The sequence below is a fragment of the Sphingopyxis sp. BE235 genome, from assembly GCF_031457175.1.
Taxonomy (GTDB): Bacteria; Pseudomonadota; Alphaproteobacteria; order Sphingomonadales; family Sphingomonadaceae; genus Sphingopyxis.
In genome coordinates this window covers 493779-518540 of the sequence record NZ_JAVDWC010000003.1, presented here as the reverse complement: position 1 = coordinate 518540, position 24762 = coordinate 493779, and the positions used below count along the sequence as shown (strand labels likewise).

At 65.4% G+C, this 24762-nt stretch carries 23 protein-coding genes; 10 read left to right on the top strand and 13 right to left on the bottom strand.

Annotation, left to right across the window (positions count from 1 at the left end):
- Positions 1-52: 52 nt before the first annotated feature.
- Positions 53-1300, top strand: coding sequence for an aspartate kinase (locus J2X38_RS16060; RefSeq protein ID WP_310255408.1), 1248 nt, complete (start codon positions 53-55; stop codon positions 1298-1300).
- 39 nt (positions 1301-1339) lie between these two features.
- On the opposite strand, the gene J2X38_RS16055 is transcribed toward J2X38_RS16060, so the two are convergent.
- On the bottom strand, positions 1340-1960 hold the full coding sequence (locus J2X38_RS16055; protein ID WP_082639823.1) for an inner membrane-spanning protein YciB: 621 nt from the start codon (positions 1958-1960) through the stop codon (positions 1340-1342).
- Between the two features lie 258 nt (positions 1961-2218).
- A complete protein-coding gene (gene katG, locus J2X38_RS16050; protein ID WP_310255405.1) occupies positions 2219-4420 on the bottom strand; it encodes a catalase/peroxidase HPI in 2202 nt (733 codons plus the stop codon).
- A gap of 377 nt (positions 4421-4797) precedes the next feature.
- Here katG and J2X38_RS16045 point away from each other — a divergent pair, with 377 nt between their 5' ends.
- On the top strand, positions 4798-4953 hold the full coding sequence (locus J2X38_RS16045; protein WP_156419693.1) for a hypothetical protein: 156 nt from the start codon (positions 4798-4800) through the stop codon (positions 4951-4953).
- Between the two features lie 69 nt (positions 4954-5022).
- Here the strand turns inward: J2X38_RS16045 and J2X38_RS16040 are convergent, their stop codons facing one another.
- Both J2X38_RS16040 and J2X38_RS16035 read right to left on the bottom strand, forming a co-directional pair.
- Entirely contained in the window at positions 5023-7512 is a 2490-nt protein-coding gene (locus tag J2X38_RS16040) for a TonB-dependent receptor (RefSeq protein ID WP_310255403.1), read from the bottom strand.
- A 91-nt stretch (positions 7513-7603) separates the two neighbouring features.
- Positions 7604-7774 (bottom strand): YezD family protein, encoded by a 171-nt coding sequence (locus J2X38_RS16035; protein ID WP_081940683.1) that lies wholly within the window; start codon positions 7772-7774, stop codon positions 7604-7606.
- 204 nt (positions 7775-7978) lie between these two features.
- Here J2X38_RS16035 and J2X38_RS16030 point away from each other — a divergent pair, with 204 nt between their 5' ends.
- The 4 genes from J2X38_RS16030 (at position 7979) to J2X38_RS16015 (ending at position 12623) form a co-directional block, all read left to right on the top strand.
- Positions 7979-8983 (top strand): nitronate monooxygenase family protein, encoded by a 1005-nt coding sequence (locus J2X38_RS16030; protein WP_137893436.1) that lies wholly within the window; start codon positions 7979-7981, stop codon positions 8981-8983.
- A gap of 31 nt (positions 8984-9014) precedes the next feature.
- Positions 9015-9737, top strand: coding sequence for a hypothetical protein (locus tag J2X38_RS16025; RefSeq protein WP_310255399.1), 723 nt, complete (start codon positions 9015-9017; stop codon positions 9735-9737).
- A gap of 87 nt (positions 9738-9824) precedes the next feature.
- On the top strand, positions 9825-12125 hold the full coding sequence (gene ptsP, locus J2X38_RS16020) for a phosphoenolpyruvate--protein phosphotransferase (RefSeq protein ID WP_310255397.1): 2301 nt from the start codon (positions 9825-9827) through the stop codon (positions 12123-12125).
- 81 nt (positions 12126-12206) lie between these two features.
- Positions 12207-12623 (top strand): GFA family protein, encoded by a 417-nt coding sequence (locus tag J2X38_RS16015; protein WP_310255395.1) that lies wholly within the window; start codon positions 12207-12209, stop codon positions 12621-12623.
- Here the strand turns inward: J2X38_RS16015 and J2X38_RS16010 are convergent, their stop codons facing one another.
- From J2X38_RS16010 to J2X38_RS15985, 6 genes are all read right to left on the bottom strand, one after another.
- Positions 12624-14045 (bottom strand): serine hydrolase, encoded by a 1422-nt coding sequence (locus tag J2X38_RS16010; protein ID WP_310255392.1) that lies wholly within the window; start codon positions 14043-14045, stop codon positions 12624-12626.
- Positions 13975-14328, bottom strand: coding sequence for an MmcQ/YjbR family DNA-binding protein (locus J2X38_RS16005; RefSeq protein ID WP_310255390.1), 354 nt, complete (start codon positions 14326-14328; stop codon positions 13975-13977). Before J2X38_RS16005 ends, J2X38_RS16010 begins: the two co-directional genes overlap by 71 nt.
- A gap of 13 nt (positions 14329-14341) precedes the next feature.
- Positions 14342-15088: a hypothetical protein gene (locus J2X38_RS16000; RefSeq protein ID WP_310255388.1), complete on the bottom strand. Its 747-nt coding sequence runs from the start codon at positions 15086-15088 to the stop codon at positions 14342-14344.
- Positions 15089-15164: 76 nt separating this feature from the next.
- Positions 15165-16484 carry a replication-associated recombination protein A gene (locus tag J2X38_RS15995; RefSeq protein ID WP_310255386.1) on the bottom strand — a complete coding sequence of 440 codons (1320 nt, stop codon included), beginning with the start codon at positions 16482-16484 and terminating at the stop codon, positions 15165-15167.
- A gap of 7 nt (positions 16485-16491) precedes the next feature.
- A complete protein-coding gene (locus tag J2X38_RS15990) occupies positions 16492-17649 on the bottom strand; it encodes a glycosyltransferase family 1 protein (RefSeq protein WP_058537179.1) in 1158 nt (385 codons plus the stop codon).
- Positions 17650-17693: 44 nt separating this feature from the next.
- Positions 17694-18710 carry a hypothetical protein gene (locus tag J2X38_RS15985; protein ID WP_310255383.1) on the bottom strand — a complete coding sequence of 339 codons (1017 nt, stop codon included), beginning with the start codon at positions 18708-18710 and terminating at the stop codon, positions 17694-17696.
- A 221-nt stretch (positions 18711-18931) separates the two neighbouring features.
- On the opposite strand from J2X38_RS15985, the gene J2X38_RS15980 reads away from it, so the two are divergent.
- A complete protein-coding gene (locus tag J2X38_RS15980) occupies positions 18932-19651 on the top strand; it encodes a hypothetical protein (RefSeq protein WP_058537181.1) in 720 nt (239 codons plus the stop codon).
- Between the two features lie 9 nt (positions 19652-19660).
- On the opposite strand, the gene J2X38_RS15975 is transcribed toward J2X38_RS15980, so the two are convergent.
- The 3 genes from J2X38_RS15975 to J2X38_RS15965 all read right to left on the bottom strand — a co-directional run bounded on the left by J2X38_RS15975 (position 19661) and on the right by J2X38_RS15965 (position 22229).
- Positions 19661-20599 carry a hemolysin family protein gene (locus tag J2X38_RS15975; RefSeq protein ID WP_058537182.1) on the bottom strand — a complete coding sequence of 313 codons (939 nt, stop codon included), beginning with the start codon at positions 20597-20599 and terminating at the stop codon, positions 19661-19663.
- Positions 20600-20617: 18 nt separating this feature from the next.
- Entirely contained in the window at positions 20618-21124 is a 507-nt protein-coding gene (ybeY, locus tag J2X38_RS15970) for an rRNA maturation RNase YbeY (protein WP_310255380.1), read from the bottom strand.
- Between the two features lie 166 nt (positions 21125-21290).
- Complete coding sequence (locus J2X38_RS15965) at positions 21291-22229, bottom strand: LysR substrate-binding domain-containing protein (protein ID WP_310255378.1); 939 nt, start codon at positions 22227-22229, stop codon at positions 21291-21293.
- An 88-nt stretch (positions 22230-22317) separates the two neighbouring features.
- Between J2X38_RS15965 and J2X38_RS15960 the strand changes: the two genes are divergently transcribed.
- The 3 genes from J2X38_RS15960 to J2X38_RS15950 are packed head-to-tail and all read left to right on the top strand — an operon-like array spanning position 22318 to position 24761.
- Positions 22318-23391, top strand: a complete 1074-nt coding sequence (locus J2X38_RS15960; RefSeq protein ID WP_310255376.1) for a hypothetical protein — start codon at positions 22318-22320, stop codon at positions 23389-23391.
- Between the two features lies 1 nt (position 23392).
- On the top strand, positions 23393-24280 hold the full coding sequence (locus J2X38_RS15955) for a hypothetical protein (protein ID WP_310255374.1): 888 nt from the start codon (positions 23393-23395) through the stop codon (positions 24278-24280).
- Positions 24270-24761, top strand: a complete 492-nt coding sequence (locus J2X38_RS15950) for an anthrone oxygenase family protein (protein WP_310255372.1) — start codon at positions 24270-24272, stop codon at positions 24759-24761. The genes J2X38_RS15955 and J2X38_RS15950 overlap by 11 nt, the downstream gene beginning before the upstream one ends.
- The last annotated feature ends 1 nt before the right edge of the window (position 24762 follow it).

Here is a 24762-nt window from a genome sequence, read left to right as displayed (position 1 = left end):
AGAAATGCTCGGAAAAGTTGCGGCCGAAACCAGATTGAGAAAGCGGGGCGACATGGCGCGGATCGTGATGAAATTCGGGGGCACGTCGATGGCGGGCACCGAGCGGATTCGCACCGTGGCGAAACTCGTCGCGCGCGAAGTCGCCAATGGCAACGAGGTCGCGGTCGTCGTCTCGGCGATGGCGGGCGAAACCGACCGGCTCGTGGGTTTCTGCCGCGAGGCGAACCCGCGCTACGACCCCGCCGAATATGACGTCGTCGTCGCCGCGGGCGAACAGATCACCTCCGGCCTGCTCGCGCTGACCTTGCAGGCGATGGGCACCCCCGCGCGCAGCTGGCTCGGCTGGCAGCTCCCGATCCGCACCGAAGAAGCCCACGCCCGCGCGCGCATCACCGACATCGACACCGGCGCGCTCGGCGCCGCGATGGCGAAGGGCGAGGTCGCGGTGATCCCCGGCTTCCAGGGCCTGATGGACGACGGCCGCGTCTCGACGCTCGGCCGCGGTGGGTCCGACACGAGTGCGGTCGCGGTGGCGGCGGCGCTCAAGGCCGACCGCTGCGACATCTACACCGACGTCGACGGCGTCTACACGACCGACCCGCGCATCGTCGCGCGTGCGCGCAAGCTCGACTATGTGACCTATGAGGAAATGCTCGAACTCGCGAGCGTCGGCGCCAAAGTGCTCCAGACCCGCTCGGTCGGGCTCGCGATGAAAGAGGGCGTGCGCGTGCAGGTGCTCTCGAGCTTCGTCGAGGGCGACGAGGCTCCCAAAAAAGGCACGATGATCGTCAGCGACGAGGAAATAGAGGAACATCAGATGGAACGGCAGCTGATCACCGGCATCGCCCACGACAAGAATGAAGCGAAGATCATCGTCACGCGCGTGCCCGACAAGCCGGGCGCGGTCGCGAACATCTTCGGCCCGCTCGCCGCGGCCGGGATCAACGTCGACATGATCATCCAGAACGTCGGCCGCGAAAAGGGCGAGACCGACGTGACCTTCACCGTTCCCGCCATCGACCTCATCCGCTCGATCGACCTGCTCGAAGCCGCGAAGGACAAGATCGGCTTCAACCGCATCATCAGCGACGACAAGGTCGCGAAAATCAGCGTCGTCGGCGTCGGGATGAAGAGCCACGCCGGTGTCGCGAGCACGATGTTCCGCGCGCTGGCCGACCGCGGCATCAACATCCAGGCGATCTCGACCAGCGAGATCAAGGTCAGCGTGCTGATCGACGAGGATGAAACCGAACTCGCGGTGCGCGTCCTCCACACCGCTTACGGGCTCGACGCCGAGTAATAGGTTACGTCGCCCCAGCGAAAGCTGGAGCCGCTGTCGTCATTCCACGCCGCCAGCGATCCCGGCTTTCGCTGGGATGACGGGCGAAATGTGCTGCAGCTCGCCGCCCGCGCGGCGGCGCAGCCGCGCCTGCCCGATGAAATGCACCACCGCGATGTGGATCGCGAACAGCCCGAATTTCGACGCCAGCGGGAATATCCCGATGAACAGCGGCCACCATGCGGTGAAGAAGAGCGCGATGACGAGGTTCAGCCCCGCGCTCGTGAACATCAGCGCCGCCCAGATCATCCCGAAGCGGTCCATGACATCGCCGACGAGTTCCAACTGCTCGGGCAAGATATAGCGGTTGAGCCAGCCGCGACGCAGCATCACCGACCCGACGATCAGATAGACGATCGTCGGCTTCGCCATCACGAACCGCGGATCGCCCGTAAAGAGCGTCGCCGCGGCGGTGAAAAGCACCGAGGCCAGGCTGATCCACTGGAGCGCCGCGACCTTCTTCCCACGCGCGAGTTCAAAACCGACGACGCCGAGCGCGACGACGGTGCCCGCAATCGTCGCGGGCACGATCCCCGCACCGGCGACCAGCAGCACCGCAAAGACGAGCACGCCGAGCGAGTCGAACAGCATCGGTCCGAGAGCGTAGAGCAAGGTTTTCATCCGCCTGTCCTTTCCGACTCAATGTTATCGACGTAAACATTGGTTGCAGCTCGCGTCGGCGTCAAGGATAAATTGACATTGTTAACATTGGTTGCGGTGAAACGCCGCGTTGCGTCGATCAGCTGCGGAGCCGCACCCTCACCCAAAAAAGAAAGACCCGCCCCCAGGCCCATGTCCCCGGGGGCGGGTCGCGACCCGTCGTCTTGTACGGCCGCCGCTGTCCCCGCGGCATGATGCGGGGACAGCGGCGCCAGAAGATCAGGCGAGGTCGAAACGGTCGGCGTTCATCACCTTGGTCCATGCTTTGACGAAGTCCTTCACGAACTTCTCTTCATGGCCGGTCTCGGCATAGACCTCGGCGACCGCGCGGAGTTCGGCGTTGGAGCCGAAGATCAGGTCGGCGCGGGTGGCGCGCCACGTCTCGCCGCCGCCCTTGCGGTCGGTCGCGACATATTCCTGATCGTCCGAGCCGTCGACCGCCTTCCACACATTGGTCATGTCGAGCAGGTTGACGAAGAAGTCGTTCGTCAGCTGGCCCGACCGCTTGGTGAAATGGCCATGCCCGCGCTCGCCGTGATTGGCGCCGAGCACGCGCAGCCCACCGATCAGCACGATCATTTCGGGCACTGACAGGCCGAGCAGCGAGGCGCGATCGAGCATCATCTCCTCGACCTTCACCGCCAGCTTCTTCTTGCCGAGATAGTTGCGGAAGGCGTCAGCCTCGGGCTCCATCACCGCGAAGCTGTCGGCGTCGGTCTGCTCGTCGGTCGCATCGCCGCGGCCGCCGGTGAAGGGCACCGCGACGCTAAAGCCCGCATCCTTGATCGCCTTTTCAAGCCCGACCACGCCGCCGAGCACGATCGCATCGGCGATCGACAGATTGCCGCGCAGCCCGTCGAGCGTATCCAGCACCTTGGCGAGCATGGCAGGTTCGTTGACCTCCCAATCCTTTTGCGGCGCGAGCCGGACGCGCGCGCCGTTGGCGCCGCCGCGGAAGTCGGACTTGCGATAGGTGCTCGCCGACGCCCAGGCGGTCTTGATCAGCTGGCTGACGGTCAGGCCGCTGTTGGCGATCTTGTCCTTCACCGCCGCAACATCGGCGTCCGATGGGCGGGTGCCCGCGGGGATCGGGTCCTGCCAGATCAGGTCCTCGGCGGGGACTTCGGGGCCGAGGTAACGGATCTTGGGTCCCATGTCGCGGTGGGTCAGCTTGAACCAGGCGCGCGCGAAGGCATCCCGGAACGCGTCATGGTCGTCGCGGAATTTTTCGCTGATCTTGCGGTACGCCGGATCGCGCTTCAGCGCCATGTCGGCGGTCGTCATCATCGTCGGGACCTTGATGTTCGGATCCCAGGCCGCGGGGGCCATATCCTCTTCCTTCTGGCCGATCGGCTGCCACTGGTTGGCGCCCGCCGGCGACTGCACCAGTTCGTAATCATAGTCGAACAGCAGGCGGAAGAAATTGTCGGTCCATTTGTCGGGCGTGTTCGTCCACGCGCCTTCGAGGCCGCTGGTGACGGTATGTTCGCCGATGCCGCCGCTCTCATGGCCGCTGACCCAGCCAAAGCCCTGCGCGGCGAGGTCGCCGCCCGAGGGCGCGGCGCCGAGCAGCGACGCGTCGCCGTTGCCGTGCGCCTTGCCGAACGTATGGCCGCCAGCGGTCAGCGCGACGGTTTCCTCGTCGTTCATCGCCATCCGCGCGAAGGTTTCCTTCATGTCGCGCGCCATGCCTTCATTGTCGTGCGAATTGCCCTGCGGCCCTTCGGGATTGACGTAGATCAGCCCCATCTGGATCGCGGCGAGCGGGCCTTCGATCTCGTGGAAGCCATGTTCGGGGGCGATGCGCGTCTGCACGCCCTGATTCACCCATTTGTCTTCGCTGCCCCAATAAATGTCGCGCTCGGGCTCGAACACGTCGGCGCGGCCGCCGCCGAAGCCGAACACCGGGCCGCCCATGCTTTCGATCGCGACATTGCCGGCGAGGATGAACAGGTCGGCCCAGCTGATCTTGTTGCCGTATTTCTGCTTGATCGGCCACAGCAGGCGGCGCGCCTTGTCGAGATTGCCATTGTCGGGCCAGCTGTCGAGCGGCGCAAAGCGCTGTTGCCCGCTGTTCGCGCCGCCGCGGCCGTCGGCGGTGCGATAGGTGCCCGCGGCGTGCCACGCCATGCGGATGAAGAAGGGTCCATAATGGCCATAGTCGGCCGGCCACCAAGGCTGGCTATCGGTCATCAGCGCGGTCAGGTCGGCCTTCAGCGCCTGATAGTCGAGCGACTTGAACGCAGCGGCATAATCGAAATCGTCGCCCAGCGGATTCGACGGACCATTGGGGTTGAGGATCTCGGTCGCCAGCATCTCGGGCCACCAGTCCTTGTTGGTGCGGCCGAGCAGCGCACGCGCGCCGCCGGGCTGGTGAACCGGGCAGCCGCCCGCGGGATCGATGGGGGTGGGGTCGTTCATGCAGTCTCTCCTTTTATGGTTTGGGCCTTTTATGGTTTGGGAATGCTGACGCGGCCGGATGACCGGCGCATGACGAGCCGACGACTTCAAGGTCGCCGGGTGGTTTCGGCGCAGGCAAGCACCGAGTCGGTCACACCATCCTTTCGCTCTGACCAGGGGAGGATAGGCCGCGCCGGCCAATCGACCTAAACGAATAAGGTGAATTCAGTGATTGAGTGGTCCGATTACAACGCCGCAGCCGCGAAGATGTTCGCTGGCCTTGTCGCGCAACCGCCACGGCCCGGCGAAAATGCGACGAGTGGCGGAACATCGGCTTGGTGGGACGGGTTGACCCCATGCCGCATGACTATGTTTTAAGCGGCAAAAGGAGATGGAAAGTGGCTAACACCCCCAACCAACCGAATGAAAAGAAACCGCAGGCGGACCGCGACGAAGAACAGCGCCGCCAGCAACAGCAGCAGGGCGGCCAGAACCGCCAGCCCGGCAGCGACCAGCGTCCCGATCAGGGCCGCCAGAACCCGCAGCAGCGCTGACACAGGCTGCATGAGAAAGGGGCGGCCCGCGGGCCGCCCCTTTTCATTTGGGCGCTGATAATTGGAGACTCAGAAGCTCGCCTTGATCGTCCCGCCCCACGTCCGCGGGTCGCCCGGCAGACCGACGATCAGGCCGGTGTTGCCCGGCCCGACGCTCAGCTGGTCAAGATATTTCTTGTCGAACGCGTTGCGGACCCAGCCAAAGATGTCGATGCCATTTTCCGTGCGGAAACCCGCGCGGAAGTTTGACAGTGAATAGCCCTCGATCCAGGTGTAAGCCGACGGCGACGGGTTCGACGAGAAGCGCGACCGGTAGCTGCCGTCATATCCCAGATAAAATTGGCCATCCTGCCCGAACAGCTTCGATTCGGCGTTCGCTTCGGCCCCGAAAGAGAAAGCCCATTTCGACACGCCCGGCAGGCGCTCGCCCGAAATGTCGCAATTCGCGGGGCTGAGCCCCGGCCGGCCGGGCGCGCCCGGCGTCTGCCCCGCGCCGACCGTGGTGCCGCCCGAAAGTTCGGGGGGGCACGGCGCGTCGACGAAGCGCTTGTATTTGGCGTCGGTGTAGGCGCCGTTGACATAGGAACGGAACCGTTCGCTCGGCCGCGCCGAAAAGTCGAACTCGACGCCTTGCGTCCGCACCTTGCCCGCATTGGCGAGATAACCGCGCAGCACCCCGAACTGGCCATTGTTCACATTGGCCTGATAATTTTTGATGTCGGTGCGAAAGGCGGTGAGGTTCAGCGTCACCTCGCGGTCGAGGAATTCGGCTTTCACGCCCGCTTCATAATGGTTGACCGATTCGGGCTTCACCGTCGCCGCGTCGAGGATCGGGTTGTTCGCGGCGTCGCTCGGTACGCCATTCTGGTTGATGCCGCCCGATTTGAACGTCTTGGCATAGGTGGCGTAAAACAGCAGATCCTGCGTCGCCTTGTACGTCGCGGTCAGGTCATAGCTGAAGTTCCAGTCGCTGAACGACGGCGAGATTTCCTGCGGCGCGAATACGCCGAGCCGCGCGACGGTGATCGCGTCGGTCGGACCGAAAACGACGGGGGTGCCATCGCCCGCAAAGACGCGGCGCTGATAGAATCCGTCCTTCTTGTCATAGTTCAGGCGAACGCCCGGCTGGATCGTGAATTGGTCGGTGACCTTCCAGCTGACCTGCCCGAACAGCGCCGCGCTGGTGTTCTTCAGATATTGGGTGTTGATCGCGGTCAGCCCGTTCAGCACCGCCGGATTGTTGGCGAGCGCGCTGGTCGGGTTGAGCGTCCAGCGGCTCGACGCCGGGCCGTGCGCTTCGGTGCCCTGCGTGTCGATGCGCTGGTAATAATAGAAGCCGCCGAGCACGAAATCGAAGCGGTCGCCGGTGTAATTGTAACGCAATTCCTGCGTATACTGGTCCTGCTGCGACGGGTTTTGCGACTTGGTGACGATCGGCAGGCCTGTGAAATCGCGGTCGTTTTCAGGCTGCCAGTCCCAATAACGCCATGCGGTGACAGAGGTCAGCGTGCCGGGGCCGATGTCCCATTTAACGCGCAGCGCCGCGCCGCCGATCTCGTTGCCGGCATTGAGGTTCGCGTCGAGGTCGGTCAGCCGGTCATAGGGATTGGTGCTGGGCACCACATAGCCCTGCGCCGCAGCGAGCGCGGCATATTGACGGTTCAGCGGACGCTGCGTCGCGCCGGTACGGACGAATACCGAACTGCAGCACACCGCGTCCTGCTTGTTCCAGTCGCCGGAAAGGGTAACGCTGAGGTCGTCGTTCGGCTGCCACAGCAATTGCCCGCGAATGCCGATATTGTCCTGGCTCTGGGTCCAACGGTCGCTGGTGACGTTATAGATCGTGCCGCGGCGGCTGGTCGACGACACCGCGATGCGCGCCGCAAGCGTGTCCGACAGCGGGCCCGAGATCGCGGCCTTCGCCTGTTTGAAATTGAAATTGCCGATGCTGACCTCGGCCTTGCCCTCGAAATCGAAGGTCGGCTGGTTGGTCGTGATGTTGATCGCGCCGGCCGTGGTGTTCTTGCCATAAAGTGTCCCCTGCGGCCCGCGCAGCACCTCGATCTGCGCGACATCGAGGAAGTCGAAGGTCGAGGAGGCGACCCGCGAATAATAGACGTCGTCGACATAGATGCCGACGCCCTGTTCGATCCCGTCGTTGGTCAGGCCGAACGGCGCGCCGATGCCGCGGATGTTGACCGCCGTGTTGCGCGGGTTCGACGAGTAGAATTGCAGGGTCGGCGCCAGCTGGGTCAGGCGGCCGACGTTGAAGCTGCCCGTATTGTCGATCTGTTCGCCCGCGACGACCGAGATGGCGATCGGGACGTCCTGCGCGGTTTCCTGGCGGCGGCGTGCGGTGACGATGATTTCGCCGCCATAGCTGCCGCCCTCGGCCTGCGCTGCGGCATCGTCAGCGGCCGCCGACGTTGCCGCCCCGGCATCGTCGGACGCCGCAGCCTCATGCGCCGCGGCGGGCGTCGCGGCGCACGCGAGCAAGAAGGACAAGGTAAGCGACGAGGCCCGCACGCGGCGGCGGACCGAAGGATATTTCGCAGTCATGGGTCATTTCCTGTTGCATAAGAAATCACCACATCCGGCGGTCCGGTCTGCGGCAGGTGGGGACGCATGTCCCCTTTGGGAGCTCAAAAATTCAGTTGGGGTAGCGGTGCCGCTCGGTCACATCGACCTGCACCAGACGGCCCTCATGCACGGTCAGCTGGATCGCACCGAACTTCAGCTTGTCGAGTGCTTCGAGCACGGTCTGAATGGCGCGCGGCACGTCTTCGGAGCCGCCTTTGGCGACTTCGTTGATAGCGCTCATGATATTTCCTTTCCCTCGTGGATTCGCCGGCCAAGCATATGCCAAGTAATTTAGTAGACAATGATTGATTTGCTTTCTGCGCCGAAAGGTTGGGTTGTTGCGCCAAACGGACCGCGGCGAACGGATTCAAGTGTGCGACAGGCGGACCGGCGCAACGACGCTAGGGATTGCGCGCGAGTCCCAGTGCTGGCAAAGGCTGGCTCAATGAGCAAAATTAACGATCTGATGGCCCGCGGAACCGAGCTTCTCGGCAGCGACTACGCCATTCTCTGCGGTGCGATGAGCTGGGTTTCCGAACGCCATCTGGTCAGCGCGATCAGCAATGCCGGCGGGTTCGGCGTGATCGCGTGCGGCGCGATGACGCCTGAGCTTCTCGACACCGAAATCGCGGCGACCAAGGCGCTGGCAAAGCGCAATTTCGGCGTCAACCTGATCACGATGCACCCGCAGCTCTTCGAACTGATCGACGTTTGCGCGAAGCATAAGGTCGGCCATGTCGTGCTCGCGGGCGGGTTGCCCCCCAAAGGCAGCCTCGAGGCGATCAAGGCATCGGGGGCGAAGGTCATCTGTTTCGCCCCGACGCTCGCGCTCGCGAAGAAGCTCGTCCGTTCGGGCGTCGATGCGCTGGTGATCGAGGGGATGGAGGCCGGCGGCCATATCGGCCCGGTGTCGACGAGCGTGCTGGCGCAGGAAATCCTGCCCACCCTGGCCGATGAGGTTCCGGTCTTTGTCGCGGGCGGGATCGGCCGCGGCGAAGCGATCGCCGCCTATCTGGAGATGGGCGCATCGGGGGTCCAGCTCGGCACACGCTTCGTCTGCGCGACCGAGAGCATCGCGCATCCCAATTTCAAAAAGGCGTTCATGCGCGCGTCGGCGCGCGAAGCCATCGCGAGCGTCCAGATCGACCCGCGCCTGCCCGTGATTCCGGTCCGCGCGCTCAAGAATGCGGGGACCGAAGCCTTCACCGCCAAGCAGCGCGAAGTCGCGAACAAGCTCGACAAGGGCGACGTCGACATGATGGAAGCGCAGCTGGAAATCGAGCATTATTGGGCGGGCGCGCTGCGCCGCGCGGTGATCGACGGCGACGTCGAAAATGGTTCGTTAATGGCAGGGCAATCTGTCGGTATGGTATCCGAAGAAGAGAGCGCCGCAGCAATCGTCGCATCTCTGGTGCAACAGGCCGAAGCGGCGTTGCACGCTCGGGGTTGATCCCGCATGATATGCGGATGGGGAGTGGGTCATGAATTTGTCGCGTAAGATCATCGTAGCCGGTCTGCTGGCGAGCGTCGCCGCCTGTGCGCCGAAGCCCCCGCCGCCTCCCCCGCCCCCGCCGCCGCCCGTCGCGGTCGTCATCCCGCCGCGCCCGATGCCGCCAGGCAATGCTGCAGTGACGCAGATCCTGCCCGGCCGCGGGATCGACGGGCGCTTCGTCACCGCGAACAGCGGCGTGACCGGCGACCGTGCCTTCTGGCAGCTCAAGATCGGCCTCAACGTCGCAGCGATCGGCTGCCGCGGGCTCGAGGAAACGACGCTCATTTCGGCGTACAACAACATCATCAAGACGCACGGCAAGGTGATCAAGTCGACCGAGAAGAGCGTCATCACCCAGCTCGGCAAGGAAAATAAGAACAACGGCATCGCGCCGCGCGACCGCCTGTCGACGCAGCTGTTCAACTATTTCGCACAGCCGCCGGCGCAGCGCGGTTTCTGCGCCCGCGCCAACGAGATCGCGCAGGTCGTGTCGTCGACCCCGACCGCGCAGCTCGTCGAACAGGCACCCGCACATCTCGCGCGGCTCGACGAGCCGTTCAACGAATTTTATCAAGCCTATGCCCAGTATCAGGTCGACGCCGTCGCGTGGGATGCGAAATATGCGCCGCGGCCGGCGATCATGAACACCCCGGCGCCAGTATCGCCGGTCGGACCGACCGCTTCCGTGACTGTTCCGCCGGGTAACCACTGACGCCGGCTTCGAACGGCATCGGAATCAATTCGACAATCGCGCGCGGGGTATTGGCGCGCACCGCATCCTTCTGTTAGCAGGATTGCGATGACCAACGCCCCGCCACCGCCCTCGTCGGCCGCCCAGTCGGCGCGCACCATCCTGACCCGGTTGCACGAGGTCATGGCATCGCGTTCCAATGCGCAGGGCAAGCTCAATCAGGTCGTCGGAATTATCGGCGAATGCCTCGATAGCGAAGTCTGCTCGATCTACCTGCTGCGCGATGGCGCGCTCGAACTTTATGCGACCCGCGGGCTGAAGCAGGAGGCGGTGCACGTCACGCGCCTCGGCCTTGGCGAAGGGCTGGTCGGCATGATCGCCGACCAGATCGAGACGCTGAACCTCGACGAAGCCGCCGCGCACCCCGACTTTTCCTATCGCCCCGAAACCGGCGAAGAATTGTTCCACAGCTTTGCCGGCGTGCCGATCATCCGCCGCGAGCGCGCGGTCGGCGTGCTCTGCGTCCAGCACAGCGATCCGCGCCGGTATGACGATATCGAGATCGAAACGCTGCAGACCGTCGCGATGGTGCTGTCCGAACTGATCGCCAACGCCGACCTGGTCGATACCGCCGCGCGCACCGACGCCGCCGCCGCCGATCAGTCGGCGCAGCGACTGAACGGCCAGAAGCTGGTCGACGGCATGGGCGCGGGGGTCGCGGTGTTCCACCAGCCGCGCATCACGATCGAGCACACCGTCGCCGACGATACCGAGGCCGAACGCCACCGCGTCTATGCCGCGTTCGACAAGATGCGCGAGCAGATCGACCGCATGGCGAGCTCGGCCGATTTCGGCGTCGGCGGCGAGCATGAGGAGGTCATCGAGACCTACAAGATGTTCGCCTATGACGAGGGCTGGTCGCGGCGGATCAACGAGGCGATCGACAGCGGTCTGACCGCCGAGGCGGCGATCGAGCGCGTGCAGCAACGCACGCGGATGCGGATGCGCCAGATCGACGACCCGCTGCTGCGCGACCGCATGCACGATCTGGAAGATCTGTCGAACCGGCTGATCCGCATCGTATCGGGGCAGATGGGCACCGCGGCGCAGATGGGCGGGCTGCGGCAGGATTCGATCCTGATCGCGCGCAACCTCGGCCCCGCCGAGCTGCTCGAATATGACCGCCGCCGCCTGAAGGGTGTCGTGCTCGAGGAAGGATCGCTGACGGCGCACGTGATCATCGTCGCGCGCGCGATGGGGGTGCCGGTGATCGGCCGCGTCGCCGACGTGCGCGCGTCGATCCGCGAAGGCGATTTGCTGCTGCTCGATTCGGCGGCGGGATCGGTGCACGTCCGGCCGACGCAGGCGGTGCAGGATGCGTTCGACGCCAAGCTGGAGATTTCGCAAAAGCGCCGCGCCAACCTCGCGTCGCTGCGCGATCTGCCCGCGGTCACCAAGGACGGCGTACCGATCGAGTTGATGATCAACGCAGGCCTCCGCGAAGACGTCGCCGCGCTCGACCTGACCGGCGCGCGCGGGATCGGGCTGTTCCGTACCGAATTCCAGTTCCTTGTGTCGGCAACCTTGCCCTCGCGCGACCGCCAGCAGCGGCTCTATCGCGACGTGCTCGACGCCGCCGGCGACCGGCCGGTGATCTTTCGCACCGTCGACATCGGCGGCGACAAGGCGCTGCCCTATATGAATGTCGAGGGCAGCGCGCAGGAAGAAAATCCGGCGATGGGCTGGCGCGCGCTGCGCCTGGCGCTCGAGCGCGAAGGACTGCTGAAGGTCCAGGCGCGCGCGCTGATGGAAGCCGCCGCCGGGCGCACGCTCAACGTCATGTTCCCGATGGTGTCCGAGCCGTGGGAATATGAAGCCGCGCGCAACCTGTTCGTCGGCCAGCGGGCGTGGCTTGCGAGCCACAACAAGAAATTGCCGGTCGCGATCCGCTATGGTGCGATGCTCGAAGTGCCGGGCCTGCTCGAAACGCTCGACCTGATGCTGCCGCACCTCGACTTCCTGTCGGTCGGCACCAACGACCTGACGCAGTTCCTGTTCGCCGCCGACCGCGCGCACCCGCGGCTCGCCGAACGCTATGACTGGCTGTCGCCAACGGTCATGCGTTACCTCGCGCGCGTCGTGCGGACGGTATCGGGGTCGAAGGTCGCGCTCGGCGTGTGCGGCGAAATGGGCGGCCGCCCGCTCGAGGCGATGGCGCTGCTCGGCGTCGGCATCGAACGCCTGTCGATCACCCCCGCCGGCGTCGGCCCGGTGAAGGCGATGATCCGTTCGCTCGACCTCGGCGCGCTGCGCGCCGACATGGCGGCGATCCTGGCCCAGCCGTCATCCGACCCGCGCGGCCAGTATGAGGCATGGGCGCAGCAGCATCAGGTCGATCTGGGCGACTAAGCCGATTTTGGCCGGCACCGCCATTGTCACGGCGCATATGTTTATGTTATGTTCTCCATTCGATTCCACGAGGAGAGAGTGATGAGCGAGCAAGCCCCCCGTGCCAGCGGCCAATGCCATTGCGGCGCGATCCGCTATTCGATGACCACCGCGGTCCAGCATCATGCGCTGTGCCATTGCAGCGACTGCCGCCGCCATTCGGGCGCACCGCTCGTCGGCTGGGCGCTCGTCGGGAATGATGAGATCGAGATCGATGGCACGGCGAAGGTCTACGCCTCGTCCGAGCATGGCCGCCGCCATTTCTGCGCCGATTGCGGCACCGGGCTCTTCTATTCGAACGAGGCGATCTTTCCGGGCCAGATCGACGTGCAGACCGCGACGCTCGACGATCCCGACCTCATCCCCGCGCAGGCGCAGATCCAGACCGCCGAGCGCATCGGCTGGATGGAAAAGCTGAACGGCCTGCCCGCGTTCGAGCGCTACCCGCCCTTCGAATAATCAGCTGTCGGCGGCGACGACCGCCTTGACGAGCTTTGCGATGTCGAGCCGGGTCTTGTCGTCGTCATAACCCTGCCGCACGATCACCAGTTCGCGCGACGGGATGACGATGACATATTGGCCGCGGTTGCCAAAGCCGCCGAAGGCATCGGCGGGGATGCCCTCCGACTTATTGAGCAGCCAGAAGCCCGCACCATAGCCGAACGCGCCGTCGGGCTGCGGCCCGCTGGGCGTCGTGACGAAGCGGCGCCAGTCGGCGGGGAGCAGGCGCTCGCCCTGCCACATCCCGTCGTTCTGATAGAGGAGGCCAAGCCGCGCGAGGTCGCGCGCCGTCGTCCACACCTGGCTCGACAGGATATAATCGCCGTCCTTGTCATGTTCGACGAAGGTACGCGTCATGCCGAGCCGGTCAAAGAAGGCGGCGGGATCGAGCGGCGTACCCGCCTTTTGCAGCGCGGTCTTCAGCGACAAAGTCGCGAGCAACGTGTCGTTGTTCGCATAACGATAATGCGTGTTCGGCGGGTTGAGCAGCGGCCATTGCGTGGTCCACTGGCGCACCGATGCGCCGCCCATATAGATGGCATCGCTGCGGTTGCCCGCGGTGTCGCTGGTCAGCCCGCTCGCCATGCGCATGAGTTGCTCGGTCGTGATCGCCGCGCGCGGGTCCCCCGGCGACTGCCATTCGGCGATCAACGCGGGCTTCGTCACGTCGATCGAGCCTTGCTGCACCGCATGGCCGATCAAGGTCGCGGCCATCGATTTGGCGACCGAGAAAGTGCGCTGCGCGGTGTGGATATCGTGCCCGCCCCAATAATGTTCGAACGCGATCCGGCCGTTCTTGACGATCAGCAGCGAACTGGTGCGGCCGCCGAAACTGTCGATGTTTGTGGCCGTGTCGGCGAACCGGCTCTTGCTCTTTGGCACCGGCCGGCGCGCATCCTTGTCGCCGATCGGCCACGGCCGGGCGTCAAGGTGAGCGCGGCGGTCGGTGGCGGGCATCGCCGCCCGCTGCGCGCCGATCGGCAGGGTGACGCAGCCCTCGCGCCCGCTCCATTCCGCAATCCGCGGCGGCATGTCGTCGCGATAGCGCACGCTCACCCGCTTCGCCCCGGCGTCGACATCGGCCTTCAGCGTACGGACATCGGCCTCGATCTCGGGGTAGATACCGGTGAGTTCGTCGCGTTCGATCGCCTCGACCGGCTTGCCCGCGCCGTTCCACAAGGAGGAGCAGACGAAGGCCGCGCGATAGCCCGCCGCCCAGGCGCGGTTCAGTTCGGCGTTGGGCTTCGGCGCCTGCGCCGCTGCGGGCACGGCACCGGCAAGGAGCGCAACGCCGAGGACGCGCAGCAGGTCAGGGGCGATCGCCGAAAGCCTGCCGCTGCGCTTTCTTTGCGCGATCCCACCAGGCCCGGCGGATGACATCGGCGACGCGATCGGGATCGTCCGATCCGAAGCGGACGAGCAGCGCGTGCCAGCCTTCATAGTGCGGGGTTTGCCAGAAGGTGTCGGGATCGGTTTCAAGCAGGATTTCCTTTTCGTCGGGCTTGCACATCACGGCGAAGCTGCCGGACTCGCGCCCCGGCGAGGCGAGCGCCTTGCCGTTGAGCTTCGGACAGGGGGTGCCATAAAAGGAAAGCATTTCGACATCGGGAAGCGCGCACGCGAACGCGACCACATCGTCCCAGCTGTCGAAAGTCAGCGCCATATCCCGGTGCAGATCAGTCTTCCAATGTCCCGGCGGTGACCTCTATGTCGCGCCCCAGTGGCTGCATGGGCTGGAAGCGAAGGCGCGTCAACACCAGCCGGTCACCCTGAATATCGAGATCGTAGAAGGCGTTGCCGCCGCGCGGGCAGCACTCGCCGTCGCCGTCGCGCGCCACAGGCACCAAAGCGAACATCTCGTCGAAGGCGAATTGCGCAGGCCCGCGGAGCCAATAGCCCGTCGGCAGCAGCTTGCCGCCTTGCTCCGACCAGTCGGACAGGTCGACGCGGCGCCATCTGGGAGCAGCGGCGTCGCTGACGAACAGCGCATCGGCGTTGCCGCCGCCGCTGCCGGCGAGCGTGCCGCCGACATGGATCAGCCGGCGCTTGCCATCGTCCACCACCAGATCGGGCGTCCCGATCGATCCCGAGCTTTCGGCGAACCCCGCAAGCGCCGCCTTCCCTGCCTTGTCCTGCGACAGCAGCACAAGCATCCGCGCCTGCGGCCCGTCGCGCGGCGCGAGGAGCATTTTCTGCCAGAGCAAGCTGGTGCCGGGATCGCGGCCGTTGATCCGCCCGCTCGCTTCGACGCTGCATTTCCCGCCGAAGTCGTAGAGGCATCGCTGCGCGATATTGGTGACGCGCGCGCGGGTCAGCGCGATCTTCGCCGTCACCTCCGCGGCGGTGCATTTGGTTTCAATCGTGCCGCCTGGACAGGACAGGATCGGTGTCGCTGCAGCGGCAAGGACAAGCGCCAATGCCATGATGACTACCCCAGTTCCGGCGCGACCCGACTTGTCCCAAAACTATACTCATGCGCCCATCGAGGCAAGGCCGGCGTCAGCCCTTCGCGCGGCGCCGTTCGTCCCACCAGGCGAGGCGTTCGGCGATCCGCTTTTCGAAACCGCGGTCGACGGGGCGATAGAAATCGGCCGGCGCCATATCGTCGGGCCAATAATTGTCGCCCGAAAAGCCGTCGGGCGCATCATGGTCGTAGCTGTAGCCCTCACCATAACCCAAGTCTTTCATCAGCTTGGTCGGGGCGTTGAGGATATTGGCGGGCGGCGCGAGGCTGCCGGTTTCGCGTGCCGCCGCCCATGCCGCTTTCTGTGCCGCATAGGCGGCGTTCGACTTGGGCGCCGTCGCGCAATAGAGGCACGCCTGCACGATCGCGAGTTCGCCTTCGGGCGAGCCGAGGAACTGATAGGCATCCTTGGCGGCGAGGCACTGTACCAGCGCTTGCGGGTCGGCGAGGCCAATATCTTCGCTCGCGAAGCGGACGATTCGGCGCAGGACATAAAGCGGCTCCTCGCCCGCGACGAGCATGCGCGCGAGCCAATAGAGCGACGCCTGCGGGTCCGATCCGCGCAGCGCCTTATGCAGCGCCGAGATCAGATTATAATGGCCGTCGCGATCCTTGTCGTAGACGGGCATGCGGCGATGCAGGAACTGCGCGAGTTCGGCGGGGTCGAGCGGCGCATCGATCGCCGTCGCGAACAAGGTTTCGACCTGGTTGAGCAGGAAGCGGCCGTCGCCATCGGCGCTGGAGATCAACGCCGCTCTGGCGTCGTCGGTGACGGGAAGGCTGCGTCCGACCTCGGCCTCGGCACGCTCGACCAGCGTTGCCAGCGCCTCTTCACCCAAACGGCCCAACACCAGCACCTGCGCCCGCGACAGCAGCGCCGCATTGAGCGCGAAGCTCGGGTTCTCGGTCGTCGCGCCGACGAGCACGACGGTGCCGCGTTCGACATAGGGCAGGAAGCCGTCCTGTTGCGCGCGATTGAAGCGATGAATCTCGTCGACGAACAGCAGGGTGCGCTTGCCCGCCGCTGCCATCTTCTCTGCATCGGCAAAGGCTTGCCGGAGGTCGGCGACGCCCGAGAAGACCGCCGACAGCGGCGCAAAGCGCATACCGACGGCTTCGGCGAGCAGCCGCGCGATCGTCGTCTTACCCGTGCCCGGCGGACCCCAAAGGATGATCGACGACAATTGGCCCGCCGCGACCATACGGCCGATCGCGCCTTCGGGACCGGTCAGATGTTCCTGCCCGACGACATCGGCGAGCGTGCGGGGACGCAGTCGCTCGGCGAGCGGCACGGGCCCGGTGGCGGCGCCTTCGCGCTGCGCCGGTGCATCCTCGCCGAACAGGTCCCCGGCCATCGGACACTCAGCTCCGGCGCCGCTGTTTCTGGCGGATCAGGCGGATATAGGTGTCGGCGACCGCCTGGTTGATCGCATCCCACTGATAGGAGCCGCTTTCGAGCACCGCCGCCGCGCCATGTTCGGCGCGCAGCTGGATATCGCGGCAATAGCGCTCGAGATGGTCGGCGAAGCTCGTGATCGAGCCGGGCGCGACGAGGTAACCGGTCTGCCCATGCTTGACGATGCTGGCGCTGCCGGTCGCGCGCGCCGCGACGACTGGCAGGCCGCACGCCATCGCTTCGAGGGTCACATTGCCGAACGTCTCGGTCACCGACGGGTTGAAGAAGATGTCGCACGAGGCGAGCGCATGCGCGAGATCCGCGCCGCCCTGGAAACCCACGAAATTGGCGTTGGGCAGGCGCGATTCGAACCATTCGCCCGCGGGACCCTCGCCGATCACGACAACCTTGTGCGGCACGCCGCGCCGCTGAAGCACGTCGATGGCGTCGGCAAAGACGTCGAGCCCTTTTTCCATCACCAGCCTGCCGAGGAAGGCGATCGCGGGCACATCGTCTTCGATCCCGAGCGAGCGGCGCCATGCCATGTCGCGGCGGGCGGGATTGAAAACCGACTGCTCGACGCCGCGGGTCCAGATGCCGATGTCGTAGTTCATCCGCTGTTCGCGCAGCACCTGCGCAAAGCTTTCGGACGGCGCGATCAGCGCATCGCATTTGCGGTAAAGCTTGCGCAACCAGGCGACCATAACGGGTTCGAGGAACGACAGATTATAATAGCGGACATAGGTTTCAAAGCGCGTGTGCACCGAACAGGCGACCGGCAGCCGCCGGCGCCGCGCCCACGCCGCCGCCTGCCGCGCGACGCGGTCGGGGCTGGAGATATGGACGATATTGGGCGCGAAATTGACGATGTCTTCGCGAACGCGCGACGAAAAGGACACCGGAACGCGATATTCGCTGCGGCCCGGAATCGCGATCGACGGCACGCTGACCAGATCGCCCGTCGGCTCGAAAGCGGGGTGGGCGACGGTCGGCGAATATACGCGCACCGCGGCGCCATGGTCCTGAAGATAGCCGACCAGACGGTTCAGCGCCTTGTTCGCGCCGTCGGTGGTCATATTATAATTGCCGCTGAACAGGGCGATGCGAAGGTCGGAGACGTCCATCGCGCCTGCGCTAATCCCCTTGCGGTGCAAACGCAACGCCGCCGTCAGGCCATAATGCTATAGGGTTCGCCCGGTTTCGAACGGCACATGCGTTTCGAGACGCGCGTCTCTTCGCCCTCGACAATGGCAATGTCGGTGATCGACAGGCATTTGCTGCCGTTGGGCTCGGTGTTGAGCGCGGTGATCGTCGATGATCCCGCCACGCCTTCGCGCGTCGGGCTCGTCCAGTTGGCGGTCGCGCCGACCTCTTCCTTTTTCGTGACCGCCATGGTCGCCTCGGCGGCGACTTTCTGCTCTTTTTCGTCGAGCTGGCAGGCGATTTCGGCGACGAGCACTGCGCCGACCAGTCCCGACACGAGCGTACCCACGCCCTTGAGCCCCACGGCGCTGCCCGCAACACCGCCGAGCAGCCCGCCCAGCGCGCCGCCCCGCTTGCGCGCGCGCTTGCATTTCGGATCGGGGGCGTCGCTGCTGGCGCGCTTCGTCTCGTCGCTTTTCTTTTTGGACGGCGTCCCTGTGGCTTCGGGCGCGGCGACTTTGACGGCGGAGGCGGGAACCGGATAGCCGTTGCAGCCGGTGTTGAAGCAGAACCGGTCGGCCAGATAGGCGCGATCGGTCTGATACTGCGCCTCAAGCCCGCGATAGGCGGCGAGGTTCGCGCCCTCGGGATCGGAGGCGGCGTGTTCCGCCATCACGGCTTTATAGAAACGGTCCTGGGTCGCCGGGGAATAGCGCATATTGCCCCCGACCCTGGCCGTATAAAGCGACGACAACGCGTTTTGATAGACGATCATCGCCTCGCGATACGGAAGCATCTTTTGCGTATAATAGGTGTCGATCGCCACCGTGCAGCGGTTGATCGCAGCCGCTTTGTCGAACGGCGCGTCGATCTTTTTATAATCCTCGCGGCACTTGGGGTAGCTGCGGGTATCGAGCACAGGCCGTTCGGGGAGAGCGGGCAGCGCCGGTTCGGCGACCGGCGCCGGGACAAAGGCCTTGTCGCCTTCGCTCGGCACGCCTTGCCAGGCCGCGGCGACAGCGCTGCTCGACAGCAGCACCAAAAAAATGGCGCCGACCCCTGACCGATATCGCAGTTTTGCCCGCATATCTGACTCCCATCCCTTGTCTCCAAGGCTAAGCCCGAATGGACGGCCTCACAAGCGGGGTCAATGACGCGGATCACACCGCCAAATGCCCATGCCGTGATATTGTTTTGGCCGTGGCGATGACATAGCATCATCGCATCTGCGGTTAAGGGTCCGCCTTATGTGGGGATGATCGTATGAACCATTGGATCAAATCGGTCACAGCGCTTGTCGGGGCGCTCGTATGCACCGCCGCGACGCCGCCCGGCATGGACCCCGATAACCCGACCTGCCCCGCCAATCCCAGCTGGTCAGACTATAAGACGATGGTACTGACCCCGTTCCAGCGCAGCGGCGAAACCGTGCTGCTGGCCGAGGGCCGCGTCGATAGCGAACTTCCGGCGCGGCTCGAAAAGGTGCTCACCGACAATCCGTCGATCAGCGAAATCTGGATCCGGTCGCCGGGCGGCGATGCGCGCGCCGGCAATGCGGCGGGATTGCTGATCCGCAAGTTCAGCAAAGAGCGCCAGATGGTGACCCGCATTCCGTCGGGGTGGACCTGTTTCAGTGCGTGCAATTTCGTCTTCATGGGCGGCCGCGCGCGCACGATCGACCCGGGCGGATATTTCATGGTCCATATGTTCACGATGACCGGCGACAAGAACGCGATTCAGTCGAGCGTCGCGATGGGCGCCGAGTCCACCACCGAGTTGATCAGCGACGTCGAGCGGGAGGCGGCGCTGATGGCGACCGAGGATAACGACCTGCTGATCCGCCTCGATGTCTCGCGCGACCTGCTGTCCGATATCATGTACCGGCAGAAAGCGATCGCGACCGGCGAAGACCGGTCGACACGGCGATGCCTGACGCGGAAAGAGGCGCTCAAATATAATGTGGTCAACATCGACCCGGATTAGCGGAAGAACCTAGTCCCCGGTTTCCGACGGCGCTTCCAGATCGACGACCACCGGCGGGTGGAGGCGCAGGCGGTGGACGCGGCGCTCGTCGGCCTCGATGACCTCGATGCGCCAGCCGCTCGGGTGGACGAGGATTTCGCCGACCTCGGGGACATGGCCCGCGAGCACGGCGGCGAGGCCGCCCAGCGTGTCGACGTCTTCCTCGATCTCGGCGAGCCGCGGGTCGATTGCCTCGCCGACATCGTCGAGCTCGGCGCGCGCGTCGGCTTCCCAGCAACCGCCCTCGCCCGGCGCGAACAGCGCGGTTGGCTCGTCGTCATGCTCGTCCTCGATCTCGCCGACGATTTCCTCGACCAGATCCTCGATCGTCAGCAGCCCCTCGGTGCCCGAATATTCGTCGATGACGATCGCCAGATGCGTACGTTTCGCGCGCATTTCAGCGAGCAGGTCGAGCACGCCCATCGATTGCGGGACGTAAAGCGGCTGGCGGATGAGGTCGAGCAAGGGCGGCGGGGTGCGCCCCTCGGCGAGCACGGCGAACACGTCCTTGACGTGGATCATGCCGACGACCTCGTCGAGATTCTCGCGGTAGACCGGCAGGCGGCTGTGCCCGGCTTCGGCGAAGGACGCGACGATCTCGGCAAAGCTCGCGCTTTCGGGGATCGCGATGATGTCGGCACGCGGCACCGCGACATCGTCGACGGTCTGTTCGCCGAAGTGGAGGAGGTTGCGCAGCATCTTGCGCTCGATCTGCGACAGGTCGCCGACGACGCTGCTGCCGCGCCGTTCCTGCCCCTCTTCCTCGGCCTCGTCGATGACCTCTTCGATCTGCTCGCGCAGCGACGGTTCCTTGTCGCCGCCGAACAACAGATTCTTCAGCCCGGACAATAGTCCGGGTCTACTACTGTCCTCTTCCGATCGGCTCGAAGATCCCTGGTCGTCGGGCATGTGCGTGTCGTTTCCCTGCTAGTCGAGTTCCGCATATGGATTGGCGATGCCCAGCGATGCAAGCGCTTTCACCTCAAGCGCCTCCATCGCCACGGCTGAGTGATCGTCCATATGGTCGTAACCGACGAGATGCAGCGTGCCGTGGACGATCAGGTGCGTCGCGTGATCGGGAACCGAAATCCCCTTCTCCTCCGCCTCGCGCGCGCAGGTTTCGCGCGCGAGCACGATGTCGCCGAGCAGGATTTCGCCATCATCGCTGTTCGCGAGGCTTTCGAGCAGATCCTCCTGGACCTGCGGAAAGGAAAGGACGTTGGTCGGCTTGTCCTTGCCGCGAAAATCGCGGTTGAGCGTGTGGACCTCCGCATCGTCGGTCAGCCGCACCGACACCTCGACGAGCGGCGCGGCGTCGGCAAGCTCGGCATAGGGCGTCAGCGCGAGCGCGGCGGCGACCGCCTCGCCTGCCCGCACCTCCCAGTCGAGCGGATCGGGCCACGGCGTCGCGGCGTGGGTTTCGACGCTCAGCATCGGATCGGCTCTGCGCAAAAATCGGCAGAAAACTGGGTAACTTCACACTGGAATCGCATATATTGTCCGGGAGACGGGGCGCCAAGGGCGCGAATGGGGCAAGGGCGTGTCATCGCCGCCACGCTATCGCCCCACGATTTTGTAGGACAGCGATATTTGCTCATGGTCACGGCTCAAGGATGATTGCATCGCTGATATGGGTCTGCGCAGCCGCCACCTCGGCGGCCGCCGCTTCTGCTAGCCAATCGCGAAAGTGCGCGATCTTTTGGCTCTGCAGCCGCGCGACGGGATAGACGAACCAGAAGGCGCGGCCGTCGCCCGCGACGAGGTCGTGCGCGGGCACGAGGCGGCCGGCGGCGATTTCGTCGCGGAACAGGATCGGCGAGCCGATCGCGATCCCGTGCCCCGCGATCGCGGCGGCGATATCCATATGCTCGGCGGCGAGGCTGGTGCCGAAGCGGTCGGGTGGCGGCCCCGGGGCGACACCGAGCGCGCGATACCACAGTCCCCACCAGTCGGGCCGGCCGAGCAGCGGGACATCGAGCGCTTTGCCCGGATTCTCCAGCCCGGCGGCCGCGACCTTCAGTGCGGGCGCGCAAAGCGGCATGAACAGGACGGGGAACAATCGGACGCTTCTGAGGCCGCGCCATTCGCCAAGCCCGTGGCGGATCGCGGCGTCGAAACGGCCATCGCCGAGCGCCTGCGGTTCGGCCGACAATTCGAGTTCGATCGCGATGTCGGGATGCCGCGCGCGGAACAGCCCAAGCCGCGGGGTCAGCCAGCTCGTCCCGAAGGTCGGGAGCGTCGTCAGCGACAGCCGCGCCTCGTCCCGGTCCTGCGCCTTTACGAAGCTCGCATGCAGCGCCGCGAAGGCGGCCGTCGCCTCGCGCGCGATCGCGGCGCCCGCGGCGGTCAGCACGACCTTGTGCGGATGGCGGACGAACAGGTGCAGCCCGGTCTGCTGTTCGAGCTGGCGGACATGGTAACTGACCGACGCGGCGGTGGTGCCGAGTTCGTGTGCGGCGCGGGCAAAACTCTCCAGCCGCGCAGCCGCTTCAAAAGCGCGGATCGAGGGCAAGGGCGGAAGCTTGTCGGCGCGGACCATAAATATGACTTAGCCTCTACAGCCATTCTTCGCATCCTCAAAGCGTCGCGCGCGGGGCAGACCAAGCCACCCATTCGCTGGAGGCCCGATGACCCATCTTTCCACTTCGCTCGACCGCCGCCGCCTGATCGAAACGATGATCCTCGCCGGTGGCGCGGCGGCTTTCGGTGTGCCCGCATGGGGCCACGACCCGCATCACCGCGACTGGCAATGGCTGGTCGGCGATTGGGACGTCTGGCACCGGCGATTGAAGGAACGGCTCGCGGGCAGCGACGACTGGGCCGAGTTTGGCGGCAAGAGCGCGTGCTGGCTGACGCTGGGCGGGCTCGGGACGATCGACGACAATATCCTCGACCTGCCCGGCGGCGAATATCGCGGCTTCGGAATCCGCGCCTTCGACCCGGCGACTCGGCGATGGGCGATCTGGTGGGTCGACGGGCGAAACCCAACGCATATCGAGCCGCCCGTGATCGGACGTTTCGACGGCGACGAGGGCGTCTTTACCGGGCGCGACACATATAAGGGTCAGGATATCGCGGTCCGGTTTCGCTGGCACGAGATCGACGGCGCGCGCCCGCACTGGGACCAAGGATTTTCGACCGATGGCGGCGCGACGTGGGAGATCAATTGGCGGAACTATTTCACGCGCACCGGAGCCACGCCGACGCCGCTGCCATTGCTGGCCGAAGAGGCGCCGAACGCACGCGACTTCGCCTTTCTGGTCGGCAGCTGGAAGGTGCGGCACCGCCGGCTGAAAAAGCGGCTCGCGGGAAGCCGCGACTGGGTCGATTTCGACGGGACGCTGGTGAACTGGCCCGTGCTCGGCGGGCGCGGTAACGTCGGCGACAATGTGATGAACTTTCCCGGCGCGCCGTTCCGCGGGGTCGGCATCCGCGCGCTCGATCCGGCGACGGGCGAATGGCTGAGCTGGTGGCTCGACGGGCGCAGTCCGACGAGCATCGCGCCGCCGGTGCGCGGCGGCTTTGCGGGCGGGGTCGGCACCTTCATCGGCGACGACAGTTTCGAGGGGCGGCCGATCAAGACGCGCGTTTTATGGTCGCGCATCACCGCGACCTCGGCACGCTGGGAGCAGGCATCGTCGGCCGACGGCGGCCAGAGCTGGGAGACCAACTGGATCAGCGATTTCGATCGGACCGCGTAAAATGACGGCGTTTGCCCTCGCCTTTTCGCTGCTCGCCGCGAGCCCCGCGGTCGAAATCGTCGGCGAGGCCGAGCTGTTCGCGCCGGGGATCGCCTCGACCGGTCATTCGGAAATTCGCCTGACGATCAGCCCCGACGGCCGAACCGCTTTGTGGTTCAGCCGCGACCGGCCGGGCGGGCCCGGCGGCTACGACATCTGGATCGCACGCCGCGAGGGAAACGAGTGGGCGCCCGCGACGCCGGTTTCGTTCAATTCGCCGGGGCGCGATTTCGACCCCGCTTTCTCGCGCGACGGACGCATCGTCTATTTCTGTTCGGACCGGCCCGGCGGGATCGGCAAGGACGATCTGTATCGCGTCGCGGTGACCGCAAAGGGGTTCGGCACGCCCGAAAATCTGGGGCCGCAGGTCAATAGCGCGGCGAACGAATATGCGCCGATGCTGTCGCCCGACGGCCGGCGGCTGCTGTTTTCGAGCGACCGGCCGGGCGGCGCCGGACGCCACGACCTTTACACCGCAAGGTCGAAAGGGCGCGATTTTGCTGCCGCCGTGCCGCTGCCCGGAACGATCAACACCCCCGCCGACGAATTCGACGCGAGCTTTCTGGCCGACAGCCGGACTTTGGTCTTCGCGCGCGCGCCGAGCATGAAGGACGATCGCGTCGACCTGTTCGCCGCGACATCGCAGAGTGGCCGCTACGACGCGGGAATGATATTGCCCCTCGCGGTGAACGATCCGGTGAAGGATAGTTATGGGCCGATGCTCGACTGGTCGGCGCCGGATCGGCTGACCTTTTCGAGCCAAAGGGGAGGAGCGCAATCGATGGAATTGTACCGCATCACCTATCATATTGTATCAACGAAGATTTCGGGAGGGCAGCATGGCCGATAATCTTTTGACCGGCCTCAGCTTCGCCGCCGCGGGCGGCGCGGCGCTGGTCGGCGGGGTCTTCTTCGGCTTTTCCAGCTTCATCATGGCCGGGCTTGGACGGCTCGCGCCCGAGCAGGGCGCGAGTGCGATGAATTCGATCAACGTCACGGTGATCAATCCGGCCTTCATGACCGCATTGTTCGGCACCGGGCTGCTGTGCCTGATCGCGGCGGCGATGGCGCTGGGATCGCCCGGTTCGCTCGACGGCAAGCTGATCCTCGCCGCGGCGCTGCTGTATGTCATCGGCTGCGACGGGGTCACGATGGCGCTGAACGTCCCGCTCAACAATGCGCTTGCCAGGGCGCCGGTGGGCACGCCCGAGGGCGCGGCGCTGTGGGCGCGCTATCTCAAGGATTGGACCTTCTGGAACTCGGTGCGCACCGCGGCGAGCTTTGCCGCGGCGATCCTGTTCGTCGCCGCGGGGGTATGCCGCGCCGCCTGAG

What these genes read in the sequence shown, in the direction of transcription:
- J2X38_RS16060 (WP_310255408.1), top strand. Translation starts at nt 53, where the DNA reads ATGGCGCGGATCGTGATGAAATTCGGGGGCACGTCGATGGCGGGCACC.
- J2X38_RS16055 (WP_082639823.1), bottom strand. Translation starts at nt 1,960, where the DNA reads ATGAAAACCTTGCTCTACGCTCTCGGACCGATGCTGTTCGACTCGCTC.
- katG (WP_310255405.1), bottom strand. Translation starts at nt 4,420, where the DNA reads ATGAACGACCCCACCCCCATCGATCCCGCGGGCGGCTGCCCGGTTCAC.
- J2X38_RS16040 (WP_310255403.1), bottom strand. Translation starts at nt 7,512, where the DNA reads ATGACTGCGAAATATCCTTCGGTCCGCCGCCGCGTGCGGGCCTCGTCG.
- J2X38_RS16035 (WP_081940683.1), bottom strand. Translation starts at nt 7,774, where the DNA reads ATGAGCGCTATCAACGAAGTCGCCAAAGGCGGCTCCGAAGACGTGCCG.
- J2X38_RS16030 (WP_137893436.1), top strand. Translation starts at nt 7,979, where the DNA reads ATGAGCAAAATTAACGATCTGATGGCCCGCGGAACCGAGCTTCTCGGC.
- J2X38_RS16025 (WP_310255399.1), top strand. Translation starts at nt 9,015, where the DNA reads ATGAATTTGTCGCGTAAGATCATCGTAGCCGGTCTGCTGGCGAGCGTC.
- ptsP (WP_310255397.1), top strand. Translation starts at nt 9,825, where the DNA reads ATGACCAACGCCCCGCCACCGCCCTCGTCGGCCGCCCAGTCGGCGCGC.
- J2X38_RS16015 (WP_310255395.1), top strand. Translation starts at nt 12,207, where the DNA reads ATGAGCGAGCAAGCCCCCCGTGCCAGCGGCCAATGCCATTGCGGCGCG.
- J2X38_RS16010 (WP_310255392.1), bottom strand. Translation starts at nt 14,045, where the DNA reads ATGTCATCCGCCGGGCCTGGTGGGATCGCGCAAAGAAAGCGCAGCGGC.
- J2X38_RS16005 (WP_310255390.1), bottom strand. Translation starts at nt 14,328, where the DNA reads ATGGCGCTGACTTTCGACAGCTGGGACGATGTGGTCGCGTTCGCGTGC.
- J2X38_RS16000 (WP_310255388.1), bottom strand. Translation starts at nt 15,088, where the DNA reads ATGGCATTGGCGCTTGTCCTTGCCGCTGCAGCGACACCGATCCTGTCC.
- J2X38_RS15995 (WP_310255386.1), bottom strand. Translation starts at nt 16,484, where the DNA reads ATGGCCGGGGACCTGTTCGGCGAGGATGCACCGGCGCAGCGCGAAGGC.
- J2X38_RS15990 (WP_058537179.1), bottom strand. Translation starts at nt 17,649, where the DNA reads ATGGACGTCTCCGACCTTCGCATCGCCCTGTTCAGCGGCAATTATAAT.
- J2X38_RS15980 (WP_058537181.1), top strand. Translation starts at nt 18,932, where the DNA reads ATGAACCATTGGATCAAATCGGTCACAGCGCTTGTCGGGGCGCTCGTA.
- J2X38_RS15975 (WP_058537182.1), bottom strand. Translation starts at nt 20,599, where the DNA reads ATGCCCGACGACCAGGGATCTTCGAGCCGATCGGAAGAGGACAGTAGT.
- ybeY (WP_310255380.1), bottom strand. Translation starts at nt 21,124, where the DNA reads ATGCTGAGCGTCGAAACCCACGCCGCGACGCCGTGGCCCGATCCGCTC.
- J2X38_RS15965 (WP_310255378.1), bottom strand. Translation starts at nt 22,229, where the DNA reads ATGGTCCGCGCCGACAAGCTTCCGCCCTTGCCCTCGATCCGCGCTTTT.
- J2X38_RS15960 (WP_310255376.1), top strand. Translation starts at nt 22,318, where the DNA reads ATGACCCATCTTTCCACTTCGCTCGACCGCCGCCGCCTGATCGAAACG.
- J2X38_RS15955 (WP_310255374.1), top strand. Translation starts at nt 23,393, where the DNA reads ATGACGGCGTTTGCCCTCGCCTTTTCGCTGCTCGCCGCGAGCCCCGCG.
- J2X38_RS15950 (WP_310255372.1), top strand. Translation starts at nt 24,270, where the DNA reads ATGGCCGATAATCTTTTGACCGGCCTCAGCTTCGCCGCCGCGGGCGGC.